This is a genomic window from Pseudonocardia sediminis, from assembly GCF_004217185.1.
GTDB lineage: Bacteria > Actinomycetota > Actinomycetes > Mycobacteriales > Pseudonocardiaceae > Pseudonocardia > Pseudonocardia sediminis.
In genome coordinates this window covers 4,730,334-4,745,513 of record NZ_SHKL01000001.1, presented here as the reverse complement: position 1 = coordinate 4,745,513, position 15,180 = coordinate 4,730,334, and the positions used below count along the sequence as shown (strand labels likewise).

At 71.5% G+C, this 15,180-nt stretch carries 26 protein-coding genes and 1 tRNA gene; 19 read left to right on the top strand and 8 right to left on the bottom strand.

Annotated elements, in window-relative coordinates:
• The first annotated feature begins 1 nt into the window (after position 1).
• Positions 2-1,315 carry a deoxyguanosinetriphosphate triphosphohydrolase gene (locus EV383_RS22180; protein ID WP_278044842.1) on the top strand — a complete coding sequence of 438 codons (1,314 nt, stop codon included), beginning with the start codon at positions 2-4 and terminating at the stop codon, positions 1,313-1,315.
• A gap of 10 nt (positions 1,316-1,325) precedes the next feature.
• On the opposite strand, the gene EV383_RS22175 is transcribed toward EV383_RS22180, so the two are convergent.
• On the bottom strand, positions 1,326-2,099 hold the full coding sequence (locus EV383_RS22175) for an HNH endonuclease family protein (RefSeq protein WP_130291714.1): 774 nt from the start codon (positions 2,097-2,099) through the stop codon (positions 1,326-1,328).
• A gap of 159 nt (positions 2,100-2,258) precedes the next feature.
• On the opposite strand from EV383_RS22175, the gene EV383_RS22170 reads away from it, so the two are divergent.
• Positions 2,259-2,453, top strand: a complete 195-nt coding sequence (locus tag EV383_RS22170; RefSeq protein WP_130291713.1) for a hypothetical protein — start codon at positions 2,259-2,261, stop codon at positions 2,451-2,453.
• Between the two features lie 58 nt (positions 2,454-2,511).
• On the opposite strand, the gene EV383_RS22165 is transcribed toward EV383_RS22170, so the two are convergent.
• Positions 2,512-2,760 carry a MerR family DNA-binding transcriptional regulator gene (locus EV383_RS22165; RefSeq protein WP_207223621.1) on the bottom strand — a complete coding sequence of 83 codons (249 nt, stop codon included), beginning with the start codon at positions 2,758-2,760 and terminating at the stop codon, positions 2,512-2,514.
• Positions 2,761-2,888: 128 nt separating this feature from the next.
• Here EV383_RS22165 and EV383_RS22160 point away from each other — a divergent pair, with 128 nt between their 5' ends.
• Together EV383_RS22160 and EV383_RS22155 are read left to right on the top strand one after the other, a co-directional pair.
• On the top strand, positions 2,889-3,800 hold the full coding sequence (locus EV383_RS22160; protein WP_130291712.1) for a DMT family transporter: 912 nt from the start codon (positions 2,889-2,891) through the stop codon (positions 3,798-3,800).
• Between the two features lie 65 nt (positions 3,801-3,865).
• Positions 3,866-4,453 (top strand): carboxymuconolactone decarboxylase family protein, encoded by a 588-nt coding sequence (locus tag EV383_RS22155; protein WP_130291711.1) that lies wholly within the window; start codon positions 3,866-3,868, stop codon positions 4,451-4,453.
• Here EV383_RS22155 and sigJ read toward each other — a convergent pair.
• Positions 4,419-5,291, bottom strand: coding sequence for an RNA polymerase sigma factor SigJ (gene sigJ, locus EV383_RS22150; protein ID WP_242623243.1), 873 nt, complete (start codon positions 5,289-5,291; stop codon positions 4,419-4,421). The two genes, EV383_RS22155 and sigJ, sit on opposite strands and share 35 nt — an antisense overlap.
• A 94-nt stretch (positions 5,292-5,385) precedes the next feature.
• Here sigJ and dnaG point away from each other — a divergent pair, with 94 nt between their 5' ends.
• The 3 genes from dnaG to EV383_RS22135 are packed head-to-tail and all read left to right on the top strand — an operon-like array spanning position 5,386 to position 8,640.
• Entirely contained in the window at positions 5,386-7,293 is a 1,908-nt protein-coding gene (gene dnaG, locus EV383_RS22145; protein ID WP_130291709.1) for a DNA primase, read from the top strand.
• Positions 7,290-7,838, top strand: coding sequence for a hypothetical protein (locus EV383_RS22140; RefSeq protein WP_130291708.1), 549 nt, complete (start codon positions 7,290-7,292; stop codon positions 7,836-7,838). The genes dnaG and EV383_RS22140 overlap by 4 nt, the downstream gene beginning before the upstream one ends.
• Positions 7,839-7,860: 22 nt before the next feature.
• Positions 7,861-8,640: a trans-aconitate 2-methyltransferase gene (locus EV383_RS22135; protein ID WP_130291707.1), complete on the top strand. Its 780-nt coding sequence runs from the start codon at positions 7,861-7,863 to the stop codon at positions 8,638-8,640.
• Here the strand turns inward: EV383_RS22135 and EV383_RS22130 are convergent.
• Both EV383_RS22130 and EV383_RS22125 read right to left on the bottom strand, forming a co-directional pair.
• A complete protein-coding gene (locus tag EV383_RS22130) occupies positions 8,568-8,867 on the bottom strand; it encodes a hypothetical protein (RefSeq protein WP_130291706.1) in 300 nt (99 codons plus the stop codon). The genes EV383_RS22135 and EV383_RS22130 overlap by 73 nt on opposite strands.
• 8 nt (positions 8,868-8,875) lie before the next feature.
• Positions 8,876-9,070 (bottom strand): hypothetical protein, encoded by a 195-nt coding sequence (locus tag EV383_RS22125; RefSeq protein WP_130291705.1) that lies wholly within the window; start codon positions 9,068-9,070, stop codon positions 8,876-8,878.
• A 164-nt stretch (positions 9,071-9,234) separates the two neighbouring features.
• Here EV383_RS22125 and EV383_RS22120 point away from each other — a divergent pair.
• Positions 9,235-9,306 (top strand) — tRNA-Asn (locus EV383_RS22120).
• An 84-nt stretch (positions 9,307-9,390) separates the two neighbouring features.
• On the opposite strand, the gene EV383_RS22115 is transcribed toward EV383_RS22120, so the two are convergent.
• The 3 genes from EV383_RS22115 to EV383_RS22105 form a co-directional block, all read right to left on the bottom strand.
• Positions 9,391-10,539 carry a tyrosine-type recombinase/integrase gene (locus tag EV383_RS22115; protein WP_130291704.1) on the bottom strand — a complete coding sequence of 383 codons (1,149 nt, stop codon included), beginning with the start codon at positions 10,537-10,539 and terminating at the stop codon, positions 9,391-9,393.
• 3 nt (positions 10,540-10,542) lie between these two features.
• The gene (locus tag EV383_RS22110; protein ID WP_130291703.1) at positions 10,543-10,845 is read right to left on the bottom strand and encodes a hypothetical protein; all 303 of its coding nucleotides are present in this window, start codon (positions 10,843-10,845) and stop codon (positions 10,543-10,545) included.
• 155 nt (positions 10,846-11,000) lie between these two features.
• The gene (locus EV383_RS22105) at positions 11,001-11,423 is read right to left on the bottom strand and encodes a helix-turn-helix domain-containing protein (protein ID WP_165438457.1); all 423 of its coding nucleotides are present in this window, start codon (positions 11,421-11,423) and stop codon (positions 11,001-11,003) included.
• Here EV383_RS22105 and EV383_RS33170 point away from each other — a divergent pair.
• The 11 genes from EV383_RS33170 (at position 11,362) to EV383_RS33160 (ending at position 15,135) form a co-directional block, all read left to right on the top strand.
• Positions 11,362-11,859 (top strand): helix-turn-helix domain-containing protein, encoded by a 498-nt coding sequence (locus tag EV383_RS33170; RefSeq protein WP_130291701.1) that lies wholly within the window; start codon positions 11,362-11,364, stop codon positions 11,857-11,859. The genes EV383_RS22105 and EV383_RS33170 overlap by 62 nt on opposite strands.
• A complete protein-coding gene (locus EV383_RS33165) occupies positions 11,856-12,056 on the top strand; it encodes a helix-turn-helix domain-containing protein (RefSeq protein ID WP_130291700.1) in 201 nt (66 codons plus the stop codon). Before EV383_RS33170 ends, EV383_RS33165 begins: the two co-directional genes overlap by 4 nt.
• Positions 12,057-12,170: 114 nt before the next feature.
• Positions 12,171-12,470, top strand: a complete 300-nt coding sequence (locus tag EV383_RS22090; RefSeq protein WP_130291699.1) for a hypothetical protein — start codon at positions 12,171-12,173, stop codon at positions 12,468-12,470.
• An 83-nt stretch (positions 12,471-12,553) separates the two neighbouring features.
• Positions 12,554-12,757, top strand: coding sequence for a hypothetical protein (locus EV383_RS22085; protein ID WP_130291698.1), 204 nt, complete (start codon positions 12,554-12,556; stop codon positions 12,755-12,757).
• Positions 12,758-12,836: 79 nt separating this feature from the next.
• Positions 12,837-12,992, top strand: coding sequence for a hypothetical protein (locus EV383_RS31370; RefSeq protein ID WP_165438455.1), 156 nt, complete (start codon positions 12,837-12,839; stop codon positions 12,990-12,992).
• A gap of 208 nt (positions 12,993-13,200) precedes the next feature.
• Positions 13,201-13,386 (top strand): hypothetical protein, encoded by a 186-nt coding sequence (locus tag EV383_RS22080; protein ID WP_130291697.1) that lies wholly within the window; start codon positions 13,201-13,203, stop codon positions 13,384-13,386.
• The gene (locus EV383_RS22075; RefSeq protein ID WP_130291696.1) at positions 13,383-13,826 is read left to right on the top strand and encodes a hypothetical protein; all 444 of its coding nucleotides are present in this window, start codon (positions 13,383-13,385) and stop codon (positions 13,824-13,826) included. Before EV383_RS22080 ends, EV383_RS22075 begins: the two co-directional genes overlap by 4 nt.
• A gap of 142 nt (positions 13,827-13,968) precedes the next feature.
• Positions 13,969-14,148, top strand: a complete 180-nt coding sequence (locus tag EV383_RS22070) for a hypothetical protein (protein WP_130291695.1) — start codon at positions 13,969-13,971, stop codon at positions 14,146-14,148.
• Positions 14,145-14,267, top strand: a complete 123-nt coding sequence (locus EV383_RS32750) for a hypothetical protein (RefSeq protein WP_278044841.1) — start codon at positions 14,145-14,147, stop codon at positions 14,265-14,267. The genes EV383_RS22070 and EV383_RS32750 overlap by 4 nt, the downstream gene beginning before the upstream one ends.
• Entirely contained in the window at positions 14,264-14,728 is a 465-nt protein-coding gene (locus tag EV383_RS22065) for a hypothetical protein (protein WP_130291694.1), read from the top strand. The genes EV383_RS32750 and EV383_RS22065 overlap by 4 nt, the downstream gene beginning before the upstream one ends.
• Positions 14,725-15,135 carry a WhiB family transcriptional regulator gene (locus EV383_RS33160; RefSeq protein WP_130291693.1) on the top strand — a complete coding sequence of 137 codons (411 nt, stop codon included), beginning with the start codon at positions 14,725-14,727 and terminating at the stop codon, positions 15,133-15,135. Before EV383_RS22065 ends, EV383_RS33160 begins: the two co-directional genes overlap by 4 nt.
• Positions 15,136-15,180: the final 45 nt, after the last annotated feature.

Genomic DNA, 15,180 nt, shown 5'->3' with positions numbered 1-15,180 from the left:
CGTGTCCGCCGGAGCCGGATCGCTCGACGCCACGGGTACGCCCGGGTACTCGGGAGCGGACACCGAGCGGATGCTGCCCGAGGCCCCGAAGGGCTCCGGCCTGGGCGAGCGCGGACGCATCGAGCGGCGCAGCCCGTTCTCCCGGGACCGGGCCCGCGTGCTGCACTCCGCGGCCCTGCGACGGCTGGCGGGCAAGACGCAGGTCGTCGGGCCGGGGGAGGGCGCGGAGGTCAGCGGCATCCCGCGCACCCGGCTGACGCACTCGCTCGAGGTGGCCCAGATCGGGCGCGGGATGGCCGAGGAGCTCGGGTGCGACCCGGACGTCGTCGACGCCGCCGGCTTGGCCCACGACATCGGGCACCCGCCGTTCGGGCACAACGGCGAGCGGGCCCTCGACGAGGCGGGCGCGGCCTGCGGCGGGTTCGAGGGCAACGCCCAGACGCTGCGGATCCTGACCCGCCTGGAGCCGAAGTCGGAGTCGTCGGACGGGCGCAACGCGGGCGGGCTGAACCTGACCCGCGCCACCCTCGACGCGTCGGCGAAGTACCCGTGGGCCCGCCGGGGCGGGGAGCGCAAGTTCGGCGCCTACGCCGACGACGAGCCGACCCTGGCGTGGGTCCGGCTCGGCGCCCGGCCCGGCGAGCGCTGCATGGAGGCGCAGGTCATGGACTGGGCCGACGACGTCGCCTACTCCGTGCACGACGTCGAGGACGCGGTGCTGTCGGGCCGGATGGATCTCGCGGTGCTCTCGTCCCCCACCGAACGCGCCGAGCTGGCCCGGGCCGCGGCGCTGCAGTTCGGAGCCGACGCCGCCGCCTGCGAGGAGGCCGCCCGGGACCTGGACGCGCTCCCGGTGGTCCGGGCCGTGCGCGGCTTCGACGTCGCGGTGGCCGGCGGGGCCGACTACGCGGCGATGAAGCGGCTGACCAGCGAGCTGGTCGGGCGCTTCGCGCTGGCCGCCACCGACGCGACGCTGGACGCCCACGGCGACCGCCCGCTGCGCCGTCACGACGCCGACCTGCACGTCCCCGGCCCGGCCGCGGCGCAGGTCGTGCTGCTCAAGGCCCTGGCCACCCGTTACGTCATGAGCGACCGGCAGCGGCTGGCCATGCAGGCGAGCCAGCGCGAGCTGCTCGCCGAGCTGGTCGAGGCACTGCTCGACGGCGCCCCCGGGACACTCGACCCGGTGCGCGCCGAGGACTGGGCCGCCGCACCCGACGACCGGGCGCGGCTGCGCGTGGTGATCGACCAGGTCGCTCTGCTCACCGACCAGCAGGCGGTCGGCCGGCACGCCCGCCTCGTCCGGGGGCGCTGAGCGACACCGGTCAGCGGAAGGTGTTGGCGGGTGCGTTCGCGTCCGTCGGCAGGGCCTGGCCGGGGCAGGTGTCGAGGATCTTGCCGATCGCGTCGCGCTCGGCGGCGGTGACCCAGAGCTTGTAGCGGGCCTTCACCGCGACCTGCCGGGACACGTAGGCGCAGCGGTACTTCGTGTTCGGGACCAGCCACGTCGCGGCGTCGCCGTCACCCTTGCGGGCGTTCGTCGGACCGTCGACGGCGACGAGGTTCAGCGGGTCGTTGCCGATCCGCTGACGGGTGGCGGCGTCGAGCTGCTGGGCGCCCTTCTGCCACGCGTCGGACAGCGCGATGACGTGGTCGATCTGCACGTCGCTGCTGGAGTCGGCGCCGCGGGTGAAGGCGATCGTGCGCGCGGTGTAGGGGTCGCGCAGGGACCCGGTGAGCACGACGCAGTTCTTCGTCCCGGGCTTGAACGTCTCCTTGTCCATGTCCCGGGCCAGGACCTGGTTGCGCTGGTCGCAGCCGTCCTTGTCGATGTCGGCCCAGCGCTGGCCGAACTGCTCGCGGGTGTAGCCGGTCTTCGGCGCGCGGCCCTTGACCGGCAGCTTCGCGAGCGCGGCGGCGGCCGCCCCGGACCGTGCGGCGGCGGGCTCGACGGTGGGGTCGGAGCCCCCGGGCACGACGGTGTCGGCGCTGCTCGTGCCGACGGGTGTCGGCGGGTCGTACGGCACCCCGCACGCCGCCGCCGGCAGCAGAGCAGCAGAGACCGTCAGGGCCAGGAACGTCGAACGCCATCCGTGCACCTGTCGATGATCGGCGTCCGGGAACCGGGAACCGCGCCGGGACACGCCCTCTCGGCGATGACCGCCTCCTCGGGTGTGTCACAGGCACTTCGGCGTGTTGATGCGCGCTTCGCAGGCTGCGCTCAGGTATCCCACAGGTTGCCGACGCACGGTGGACTCATGAACCTCTCGGAGATCATGGCCCTCACCGGCGGATCCGCCGGGATCATCGTGCTGTTCGCGGTCGCGGTGGCTCCCTGGCTGGCCGCCCACGCCCAGACCGGTGCGCCCCGCCCGGCGCGCGCCACGCCGTTCGTCCCGTCCCCGCGCCGTCCCCTCCCGGTGGAGGACTCCGCGCGCACCGCCACGGTCTGACGGCTCTACGGCGCCATCGCCCCGTCGCGGACCGGCATCCCGGTCATCCGCAACCGGCTCACGAACACCACGCGACGGAAGTCGTCGGCGCTGTAGCTGCGGTGCCCGCTCGCGTCGCGCTCGACGGCGAGCAGCCGATCCGCTCGTAGTAGCGCAGCGTGTGGGCGGTGACGCCGGTCCGGGCGGCGACCTCGGCGATGTCGAGCCGTTCGCCCGGAGCCGGGGCGCCGGCGTCCTGCCGCTGCAGCCGCTCCCGCGCCGCGTCGACGGCGGTGCAGGTCACGGGCGTCTCGGCCGTCGTCGTCATGACGGTCACGCTCGGCCTTCGAGCGCACTCGAACTCGAGGCCCCGGCGCCGGTCCGGTCCCGGGAGACGTCGCTCACCAACGCCGTTCACCGTTGGCCTGGTGGTTAGCGATGCGATGAACTGTCCCGATGCGCAGCAGCCGGTGGACCGTCCCTCTGCTCAGCGTGCTGTTCGTCCCGTTGTGGGCGTCCGGGTTCATCGCGGGCAAGATCGCGACCCAGCACATGGAGGTCCCGACCGTCCTGCTGTGGCGGTTCGTGATCGCCGCCGTCGCGATGGGCGCGGTCGCGGCCGTCATGCGTCCCGCGCTGCCGCGCGGATCGGCCTGGATCCACCTCGCGGTGACGGCACTGCTGCTGCAGGTCGGGCAGTTCTCCGCCGTCTACACCGGTCTGGCGAACGGCGTCCCGGCCGGGCTGTCGAGCCTGATCCTGGGCATGGCGCCGCTGCTGGTCGGGCTGCTCACCCCGTTGCTGCTGTCGACGAAGCTGGGCCCGGCCCCGGTGTTCGGCCTAGTGATCGGCGCCGCCGGGGTCTACGTCGTGCTCTCCGACGAGCTCGGCGGCGGCATCAGCAGCGCGGTGGTCTTCCCGGTGCTCGGCATGCTGTCGCTGACCGCCGGGACGCTCTACCAGAAGAGGTTCAACGAGGACACGCCCGTCGTGACGAGCGTGATCGTGCAGATGCTGACCTCGCTCGTCGTCACCGCGGTCGCGATGCCGTTCCTCGGCGCGGCCTGGCTGCCCTCCGACGCCGGTGGCTGGGCGTCGGTGGTCTGGCTCGGGATCTTCAACTCCGCGGGCGCGTTCGCCCTGATGTTCCTGCTGCTGCGGTGGCGCTCGACGGTGCACGTCAGCGCCCTGCTCAACCTGGTCCCGGCGACCACGGCCCTGATCGCGGTCCCGGTGCTCGGCGAGGTCCTGACCGTCCAGGCGCTGCTCGGCCTCGGCATCGCGCTGGTCGGCATGTATGTCGGCCTGGGCATGGTGCGGCGCCGGAGGAAGAAGCCCGACCCGGAACCCGTCGCCACCGGCAGCTGACCCCCGTCACGTTCCGGCGCCCCGTCTCGTCCCCCGGGTGAGAACACGAACTCCAGGAGGACGAGATGGCACGAATCCCCGCCGTGGAACCCGCCGACGCCGGCGTCGGGGGACGGCTGGTCTACCGCATCGCCCGTCGCCGTTTCGGTTCGGTGCCCGAGCCGTTCGCGGTCGCCCGGCACCACCGCGGCATGTTCTGGGCCGGGCTGGTCTCCGAGCTGGCGTGGGAACGCGCGGTCGGCGTGCTGCCGGCGCGGGTGCGTGAGCTGGCGGTCTACCGGACGGCGACGGTCGTCGGCTGCTCGTGGTGCGTCGACTTCGGCACCATGCTGCAGCGCCTGGACGGCCTCGACGTCGAGCGCCTGCGCCACATCGACGACTACGCCACCGACCCGCTCTACCGCGACGACGAACGCCTCGCGATCGCCTACGCCGACGCCATGACGGCCCAGCCGATGACCGTCACCGACGCCCAGGTCGCCGCGCTGGAGGCCGAGTTCGGCCGGGCCGGGCTCGTGGAGCTGACCCAGATGATCGCGGTGGAGAACCTGCGCGCGCGGGCCAACCACGCCCTCGGCATCACCGACCAGGGTTTCGACGCGGCCTGCCGGGTCCGGCTCACGCCGGCAGCCGGGTCAGCTTCTCCGGGTTGAGCGTGGAGTAGACGCCGACGATCCGATCGTCGGCGAGCGCGAACACGGTGACCGAGGTGGAGACCGCGCCGGCTCCCGGCACGAGCCACCCCGGCTCGCCGTTGACCCGGACGGCGCGGCCGTCGAGCATCCCGTCGCCGTAGCGCGAGTGCAGGCCCAGCAGCAGGCGGGCGACCTTGTCCGCGCCGACGACGGGCCGGAGCGCGGCCTGCACCCGTCCGCCGCCGTCGTTGCGCAGGACGACGTCCGGATGCAGCAGCGCGACCAGCGCGGCGACGTCCCCGCGGCCGAGCGCGTCGGCGAACCGGCCCAGCACCGCCTGCTGGGCGGAGTCGGCGGCCCGCGGGGGCGGTGCGGCGTCGGCGAGGGCGCGTCGCGCCCGGCTCGCGTGCTGGCGCGCGGCGGCGGTCGAGCAGCCCAGCACCTCGGCGATCGAGTCGTAGGGTTCGGCGAGCGCCTCGTGCAGCACGAACGCGACGCGCTGGGCCGGGCTCAGCGCGTCGAGCACCACCATCGCGGCCATCCGCACGCCCTCGTCGCGGACGACGTGCGCCAGCGGCCCGTCGTCGTCGGAGGTGGTGACCAGCGGCTCCGGCAGCCACGGCCCGACGTAGCGCTCGCGCCGGGCGGCGGCCGAGCGCAGCCGGTCCAGGCACAGCCGCGCGACGACGGTGGTCAGCCATCCGCGCAGGTCACGGATCTGATCCGGGTCGTCGAGGGCGGCGAGCCGCAGCCAGGCCTCCTGGACGGCGTCCTCGGCGTCGGCGATGCTGCCGGTGATCCGGTAACCGACGCCCAGCAGGTGCGGGCGGTGGCTCTCGACGACGTCCCCGGACACGCTCCGCGACGCTACCGGCACCCGACCGCGGTGGAGTGCACCGGAATCCACGCCGCCCGGTCGCCGCGGGCCGGACGCGCCTAGAATCGGGTCCGTGGCAGGCCGGATCCGTGACTCAGACATCACCGAGGTCCGCGACCGCACCCGGATCGACGAGGTGATCGGCGAGTACATCAACCTCCGCAAGGCCGGTGCCGGTTCGCTCAAGGGCCTCTGCCCGTTCCACGACGAGAAGTCGCCGTCGTTCAACGTGCGTCCCTCGCACGGCACGTTCCACTGCTTCGGCTGTGGCGAGGGCGGCAGCGTCATCGACTTCGTCATGAAGATGGAGGTCATCGGCTTCCCGGAGGCGGTCGAGCGCCTCGCCGACCGGGTCGGGCTGCGACTGACCTACGAGGGCGGCGGCAGCTCCGTGCAGCGCGACCGGGGCACCCGCTCGCGGCTGCTGGAGGTCAACCGCAAGGCGGCCGAGTTCTACACAGCGCAGCTGCACACCCCGGCCGGCGCGCCCGCGATGCGGTTCCTCACCGAGCGCGGGTTCGACGCCGCGTCGGCCGAGAAGTTCGGCTGCGGCTACGCCCCGGCGGGCTGGGACACCGTCACCAAGCACCTGCTCGGACAGGGCTACACGCTCGACGAGCTGATCAAGTCCGGCGTGTCCAAGGAGGGCCGCCGCGGCGCGATCGACCGGTTCCACCGCCGCCTGCTCTGGCCGATCCGCGACCTCGGCGGCGACGTCGTCGGCTTCGGCGCGCGGCGGCTGTTCGACGACGACGGCATCGACGCCAAGTACCTCAACACCTCCGAGACGCCGGTCTACCGCAAGACCCACGTGCTGTTCGGCCTGGACCTGGCCAAGCGCGAGATCGCCAAGCGACGCCAGGTCGTCGTCGTCGAGGGCTACACCGACGTGATGGCGATGCACGAGGCCGGCGTGCACACCGCCGTCGCCTCCTGTGGCACGGCGTTCGGCTCCGAGCACGTCTCGGTGATCCGCCGCCTGATCGGTGACGACTCGTTCGACCTCGGCGAGGTCATCTACACCTTCGACGGCGACGCGGCGGGTCAGGCCGCCGCGATGAAGGCCTTCGACGGCGAGCAGAGCTTCGCCGCGCAGACGTTCGTCGCCGTCGCCCCGGACGGCCAGGACCCCTGCGACCTGCGCAACACCCACGGCGACACCGCCGTCCGCGACCTGGTGGCCCGCCGCGAGCCGCTGTTCGAGTTCGCGATCCGCTCGATGCTGCGCGAGCACGACCTGAACTCCGTCGAGGGCCGCGCCGCCGCTCTGCAGCGCACGGTGCCGCTGGTCGCGCGGATCAAGCGCGAGGACCTGCGTGACGAGTACGCGCGCCGCCTGGCCGGCTGGACCGGCTGGGAGGACATCGCCGTCGTCGTGCGCCGGGTGCGGGAGACGGCCGGGAGCCCGACGCCGCCCGGTCCGGGACAGGTCAAGGGCCGCAAGCCCGCCGACGGCGCGCGCGGCAACGGCCGCGAGGCACCGAAGGCCCCGCCGCGCGACGACCCCCGCCTGCACATCCAGCGCCAGGCGCTCAAGGCCGCGCTGCAGATCCCCGCGGTCGCCGGCCCCGGCTACGACGAGCTGCCCGAGGCCGCGTTCACCCACCCGGCCTTCGCCGCGGTGCACCGGGCGATCAGCGCCGCCGGCGGGGTCTGCGGCGGCATCGAGGGCGGCGCCTGGCTCGACGCGGTGAGCGCCGAGACCACGACCGACGAGATCCGCCACCTGGTCAGCGAGCTGGCCGTGGAGGCCCTGGAGCTGCCGCGGCGCAACACCGACGAGGGCCGCTACGTCTCCGGCCTGCTCGCCGGGGTGCGGATGTCGCTGGTCGACGCGCAGATCACCGAGATCAAGTCCCGGCTGCAGCGCACGAATTACGAGACCGACCCGGAGACCTACAACGAGCTCTTCGGCGACCTCGTCCCGCTGGAGCAGTACCGGATCGCGTTGCGCGAGCAGACCAGCGGGGTCGCGACATGAGCTTCTGGAAGCGGTTGCTCGGCCGGGAGAACGTGCCCGAGGGCGTCGCCGGGGGTCTGGCCGACGACGAGCACGTCGTCGCGCAGGCCGAGCTCGCCGGCGGTGGGCACCTCGTCGTCACGTCCTGGGGGCTGTGGCTGCCCGAGGAGCCGCCGCGTCGTCTGGGGTGGCACGAGATCGCGAAGGCGGCCTGGAACTCCGGCACGCTGGAGATCACGGCGTCGACGGCGCGCGAGGTGTCGGGTCCCGGGACGGTCGTGCTAACCGACGAGCGCCCGCGCCGCTACCGCCTCGACGAGCCGGGGAAGATCCCGCAGGCCGTGCACGAGCGAGTCACCGGCTCGATCCGCTCGCGCAGCCACCGCGACCTGCCCGGCGGGGGAGCGTGGGTGCTGCAGCGCAAGGTCCCCGGCCGCGACGGCCTGATCCTGCAGATCCGCCCCGACCCCGGCACCGACCCGGACGCGGTCGACCGCCTGGCGGAGGGGGTGGCGGCACGCATCGGCGGTAACGGTGGCGCCGCCCTCCCCGATGAGAGGCCATGATCACTTTCGGAGCCCGCGCCGGATGACCACGAGCTGGGACCCCGCGCTCTACCGGAACTTCGACGACCACCGCTCCCGCCCGTTCCACGACCTCGTCGCCCGCATCGGATCGCCGCCGACGGGTGACGGCGCCCCGCGGCGCGTCGTCGACGCCGGCTGCGGCCCCGGGCACCTGACGCCGGTGCTCGCCCGGCGCTGGCCGGAGGCGACGGTCGAGGCCTTCGACGCCTCACCGGACATGGTCGCGAGCGCGCGCGACAACGGCGTGGCGGCCGACCTCGTCGACGTCGCCGACTGGACCCCGGCGCCGGACACCGGCGTGGTCGTCTCGAACGCCATCCTGCAGTGGGTGCCCACGCACGCGGAGATCCTGACGCGCTGGGTGAAGGAGCTCGCGTCGGGCGCGTGGATCGCGGTGCAGGTCCCGGGCAACTTCGAGGCCCCGTCGCACGTGCTGACCCGCGAGGTCGCCACGCAGCCGCGCTGGCGGGACCGGATGTCGCTGCGCGGCGCAGTGACGGTTCTCGACCCGGCCGGTTACGCCGACCTGCTCACCGCCGCCGGCGCGGACGCCGACGTCTGGGAGACGACCTACCTGCAGCGCCTGACCGGTGACGACCCGGTGCTGCGCTGGATCAGCGGCACGGCCCTGCGCCCGGTCCGCGACGCGCTGGACGACGGCGAGTACGCCGCGTTCGTCGAGGAGCTCTCCGGGCACCTGCGGATGGCCTACCCGCCGTCCGCGGACGGGACGACGTGGTTCCCGTTCCGCCGGATCTTCGCCGTCGCGAGGGTGCGCTGACGGCTCACGTCACCGTGCTCGGGCGTCGGCCGCGCGAACACCTCGGCGAACCCGGCCTGGAACCCCTCGGGCACGAACCCGGGCGCCAGGTAGAGCCCCCTCAGCCGCAGCGACGCCGAGACGAGCTCGTCCCGGGCGCGCTCGACCTCGTCGGCCAGCGCGTCCCGGTCCGGCCCGCCGGCGACGGTGATCTCGAAGCCGTCGCCGAGCCGGCGGAGCCCGGGCACGACCGCGCCTAGTGGCTGCCGCCGTCGCGGCGCACGTTCGCCACCGCACCCTCGACTGTCGCGCGTGCGATCCCGGCCGCGCCCTGGACCGCGGGGTGATCGGCCGTGCGCTGGTAGGTCCGGACGAGCTGCTCGTACCGCTCCCGCCCGGCACGGGTCCCCAGCACGTATCCGACGCCGATCCCCAACAGGAACTTGAGCATGTCGTACCTCCTCGTCACCGGCGACCGTACCGCTTGCGCTGCAGAGATCTTCCCCAGGCCAGGGCTACCGTCCCGGGGCGTGGGGGCCCTCCGGTCGGGCACGGGGCGTGTGTTGTAGAGTTCTCAGCGTCGTCAGGTGATCGTGTGCCGACGATGCGAGACGGTCCTCCGTAGCTCAATGGCAGAGCACCCGACTGTTAATCGGGCGGTTATTGGTTCGAATCCAATCGGAGGAGCATTCACCGCAGGTCAGAGGGCATGTAAGGGATCAGCGTCAAGATCCCGTTTCGCACATACTCCGCACAAACCGCAGGCGGCTCTCAATCGTTGCTACCGCGCTCCGCATCCTCAAGGGCGCGTAGGGCTTCCGACGCTGGCGCGCGGCGGGCCATGTAGACGTCCTGGGTCATCGAGATCCGCGAGTGCCCGAGCTGGTCGGACACCACTCTGGTCGTCACGTTGGCCTGGTCCATCACCGTGGCGACGGTCTTGCGGAATACGTGCGAAGTGACCCAGTCGATCCCGGCCCGCTCCCGAGCTTCACGGATGCAGCGGGACGTGTTCGACGGATCCCGGTGCCCGCCCTTGGTGTTCGGGAACAAGGGTCCTTCCCCGTAGAGGACTAAGCGTTCCTCGACCATCGTCACCAACGAGTCGGTGAGCCCGATTGTGCGTACCGAGGACCGCGTCTTGACCGGGCCGCGGAGGAGCCCGCGGCCCTTCACGCGGGTGATGCCGTGGGAGATGGTCACTTCCCGCTCGAGCAGGTTCACGTCCTCGAACCGGATGGCCAGGCATTCGCCCATTCGCACGCCGGTCGACAGCATCCACCGCGTGAGGTCGGGGACGTCTTCGTCGATGGCCTTCTCATCCCGGTCGATGGCGAACAGCCACTCGCGTCGTTCCTTGGCGGTCATCGCGCGAGGCTCTCGTTTGGTGCCGCCGGAGATGCGGGACACCTCGCGCATCGGGTTGGCCGTCATCGCCCCGTGTCGCACCGCGTACCCGAGGATGCCGTTCAGGACCGTCCTGGCCGTCTTGGTGAGCGCAGGGCCTTGGTGGGTGCGCATGGAGACGATGAACGCGTCTAGGCGCGGCACGGTGGCCTCGTGGACCCGTAGCTGCCCGACGGCCTCTTTCACGTGGCTGTTCCAGATGGACGTGTAGAGCCGAGCCGTGTTGGGGGCCATGTCGCCGGCTTCGACTTGTCTCGCACAATGTTCAAGCCATGCCGTGGCGACGAGCTCTAGTTTTGCGTTGCGGTCGATGGCGGAGGTGGAGAACCCTGCGCGGTTCTCGAGCGCTGCCTGCAGCTTGAGGCCGGCCGCCGACTTAGACTTCGCTTCGCGTCGGATCTCGCGCCGCCGACCGTCCCCGTCGCGAACGTAGGTGGCTGCGACCCACGTCGTGCCGATCTTCTTCGTCCGGATGTTGCCGTGCGAGCCTGCGGGCAGTGGTGGCCGGCCCACCGGTCAGTCCCCGACCAGACGAAGGTGTGGCCCGCCGGGACCCTCGTCGAGGGCCATGTCGGGGGCTGCCTCCGGTCCGATCGCGCAGAGCCGCCAGCATTCGGTCAGAAAACAACATTGATCAGCGATGCAGCTGTCGACGTTGATGGTGACTGTACGAGCGTCCCCGTCCCAGATACCATGATCGTCTGGAAGCGACTCCCACAGGATCCGCGCGCCGAAATCGCAGATGAGCCGGCGTGCGGTCTCTGCCATCCCGTCGATCGCGTTGACCGGGTCTCTGGGGTCAAGAGTCGGGGCGCTCATCGGTCGACCTTCCCGAAGGATCGAGCCGACGGGGAGATCGGCTGTGCGGCATGGTTGGGCGCCCAGTGGCAGCTGGGTCTGGGCCGCAACCGGAGTCGATCAGCCTAACCACAATCTAGCCGGTCGTGTGAACTCCACTACACCGAGTGACCTGCTCACATGCTCTGTTCGCTGCCTGGTTCGTCCTGCTCACGGCCGTTATTGGCCCGCGCGGACGGACCCTTGCTCTTGGGGAATCTGTAACGGCCCGTAGGGACATCGGGTAGCCGACCGGTGTCCGGCCGTGGTGCACCCTCGATGCGCCGCGCGAGCTCGGCTAAGAGCTGTGCGTGCGATGCACTGCGTAACGGCGGGTCGTCCGGCACCCGGTGCACGGCTGCGGAGTCGTCGGATGCCAGCTCGCCGAAGATGTGGAGGAGCGCCGGAACGACCGACTGCGGGACGGCGTCTGCGGCTTCCCACCGACCGACGGTGCGCGGGTCGACTTCAAGTAGCTGCGCGAGTCTGCCTTGGGTCATGCGACGTGCACGCCGGGCGCGGCGTAGCTCTTCGCCCGGCAACGGCTCGTCTTCGGTCATGGCCCCAAAGAGTACGGGCATTTCCGGGCATGGCTGCCGTCGGGCACCCCTTATAACGGACACAGTTCTTCCCCGCTCCCCAGCAGTGTTGCCCTCATCAGATCATCGACAGGCCCCCAGTGCTACGTTCTGCCGCATCTTGTCCTTGACTGCCCGGACATTTAAGGGCATTATCGGACATATGAGAGGACGTCACGTAGATGGCAGGGCCATCCGGGCGCTTCGTGAGCGTCAGGGCATGCGCATCTCTGAGCTTGCGCGCCAAGCGAATATCTCTGTCCGGTACCTCCAGCACATCGAAGGACCGGTCAGTCGACCCCACGCCGACACACTGCAGCCGAGCGCGATCGTCGCCAACCGGATTGCCCGCGTTCTGAGGGTCGAACTCGAGGAGTTTTCGACTCCATCCGAGGATCCACACGAGGCCGCGGCATGAGCGCCCCGCCCCAGCGCCGCGGCAGAACACGCAGTGTCCGCGAGGCAGCAGAAGAGATCGGCGTTCCTCAGAAGAGGGTTCGCGCCTGGATCCACTCAGGAGAGCTTCCGGCCCGGTGGTGCGGCAACAAGTACCGCATGACCGACGTCGCCCTGCAGCACTTCATTGACTCGTTCGACCAGCAACCGCAGCACTAGCTCCACCCCAGACACGACGAAGCCCCTGCTTCCCGGCCAGGAACCACAGGGGCACGTCGAACCAATACAGCGGCTTCAGCTTACGGCCGCTCCCCACGGTTAGCGAGTATCGCCATGCCAGAAGTCCCGCACGTCACCCCTCCGCCGCCCGATGACGCCGCCGTCCCTGTCGCACCTGCGGTGTCCCGCGAGGCCGCGTACGGCGCCCTCGAGGACGTCTCCGGCTACCACCACCCGTTCACGGGCGCCCCGATGGATTTCGAGGTCGAGAAGGTCCGTGTGCGCGGCACGTGGATGAGCACGGTGCACGTGTCGCATCTGCGGCGCGCCCTGGACCAGGGCGTGGTGTCCCCGGACCGGGTGGTGCTGAAGCTGGCGCAGGCCCGCCTGCTGCTGCGTCCGGTGTCGTCGTGAGGGCGCGGTGTGGCCTGTCTGCCCGGCAGGCGGAGTGGGTGTGCCGGGACCGTGTCGCGTTCGACGTGGCCGGCTGGGAGCCGGTGAGCCGACTGCTGGACGTGCTGGATTCGGTCCGTGCGGGTTGGGCTGTGGACCGCGCCCGCCGCGCGGACCTCGAGGCCGAGAACGCCCGCCTGCGCGCTCAGCTCGCCGACGCCCTGTCCGCCCCTCCTGCGCTGTTCGTCTTCGAGTCGGGCGTGACGGATGCCCGCGTCGTGGCCGGCGCAGTGTCTGCGCCTTCCTGAATTGGCCGGGCTGGTGGTCGAGTCCCCGCCGCCGGCCCGGCATCCGTCTCTTCTCCCTAGACCTGATGGAGCAGTGGCTATGAGTGATCGATTCGTGTGGAACGGCCGGTACCAGAAGGGCGCGATGGCCGCGCGCAAGGAGCAGAAGCGCCAGGAGGCCGAGGACCGGCAGGCCCAGCCGATGTTGGACGACGGTTCGGGTCGCCGGATCCGGATCGGGCGGGTGTACCCGTGAGCGCCCCGGGTCGTCACCGCGCCGACCGTCAGCGTCCTGCCCTGACTCTCGTCCGCCCTCAGACGGATGTGGAGGCGACGATCCCGACCGGTATCCGCCGGCACCGTCACCGTTCCGCCCCGGTCCACGGCGCCGAGGTGGCCCGGTACGCGACTCCGGGGGAGCACACGCAGGCCCTGTGGTTTCTGCAGCCGGGTGGTGGTCGGCGATGACGACTCTCGCCGATCTGGCCCGCTGCCCGGAGTGCCAGCACAGCACGTTCGGTGACCCGTCGTGCGGCTGCCGGGAGTGCCCGTGCTGGACGTCGGCGCAGGATCCGTTCGACCTGCCGATCCCGGGTGTCTCGATCACCCCGGCCGTGGACCTCGACGCACTGCCCGAGGGTCAGTCATGACGGCCACGATCTCCCGCGCCTCCGACGTCCCCGCCCTTGCCCTGTCGTGGGGACTCACCGAGGTCGGCTCGTTCGGTAACACCGTCTGGATGGGCGACGGGGTGCAGCTCCTCGTCGACTCGACGGTGTGGGGCGGTGTCCGTCTCGTCGTGACCGCTCTGATGGCGGAGTGGGGCGACGGCCGCGACGAATGGACCGCCACTTTCACCAGTGATGTCCCGGTGACGACGGTCGCTGACGCGGTCGCCGATGCACGCCTCGGGTGGGTGCTGGGCAGGACCGCCGGCGAAGCAGACCGAGGCGGCCGGGCACGTCGGGCGTTGCGGCGGTGGGCCGCCGAGGGTCACGCGGGTGCTGAGGCCGCGGCCGTGGTGCTGGAAGAGGTCGCCGAGCTCGAAACCCGCCTCGCTCGTGTCGAGTCCGGTCGGGCGGTGGCGTGATGCGACACGAAGCGATCGTCGTGGAAGAGGCGGGTGTGACCACCCGCTGGGTCGTCCGGTGTCCGTGCGGCTTGTTCGAGGCATACGGGGACCAGGCCGACGCGCAGTCGGTAGCGGACGCCCACAACGCGGGGGTCGTCCCGTGACCGCCGAGATCACGCTGCTGGTCCGCGACGGCAGCAAGCACATGACCCGTTGGACGGCGACGACCAGTGACCCGTCGGGGTGGGTGTGCGACGACCCCGCCGCGCTGATCTTCAGCGTCCCCGTGGAGGGCTGGCGCCGCGTCCTGCTCATCGACCCGCTCGGGAGTGACGAGTGAAGACCGCACGAACCGTCGTCCTGGCCGCCCTGTGTGGCGCGCTCACCACGCTGGCTGCCGCGTACGTGGCGCTGGCGTGGGCCGCCGACGCGATGCTCGAAATCGAGGAGTCCCAGTGACGACCGCACTCGCACTCGCCTACGCGTGGCGAGTCACCGCCGCGCCGAGACGCGGGAAGACCCCGCTCGAGCACGCGGTGAGCTCCGACGGCTGGGCCTACTGCGGCCAGCCCGCGCCGAGTGGATGGGGAGTGACCCGCTGGCCTGCGCGCCGGTGCACTCGCTGCGAGGTGTCGGTCAGCACCGAGCGATTCACGCACGTCCAGATGGTCGACGCCTCCGGACTCACGTACCGGATGGCTGACCATTACGTGCGCGCTGGCTACCTGTCTCCTGACGTCCCTGCGATCGGGTCCGGCTCGCAGCGGGTGTTTTCCCGCGCGGAGGTCGAGGTCGCCTGCCGGCTGGCCCGTCTAGTCAGGGCTGGTGTTGCTCCTCGTGACGCGGCCCGTGTCGCCCGCGGTGGACCGCTCGGGCCGGGGATCTCCATCCGCTTCGACGACGAGGAAGGCACCCCGTGACCCCCGCTGACGTCCGCCGGTGCGCGAACGCCACCTGCAATGACCTTATCGAACGTCGGGACGGGGAGAAGCACGGTCGGTTCCTGTCCCGACGGTTCTGCTCCCGAACGTGTGCCAGCACCGTGAACTTGGCGCACCTCGAGCCGCCCGCCGGCGTGGTGGAGCTCGCCGAGTGGCGGCGCCCCGATTGGCACGATTCCGCGCCCTGCCGGTCCACCGATCCGGACGCGTGGTTCCCGCTGGTTGGCGACAACGACGCCGTCCTTATCGCGCAACGCATCTGCGGGGGCTGCCCGTACAAGGCGCCGTGCTTGTCGGAGGGCGTGCAGCTGGGGGAGCGGTACGGGATCCGCGGCGGGATATCGATGCGGTCTGTGAACCGGTCCCGGCTGGCGGTGGCGTCGTGAACACGTGCTTGCACTGCGACGACGAACCCCGGCCCGGTGAGGACC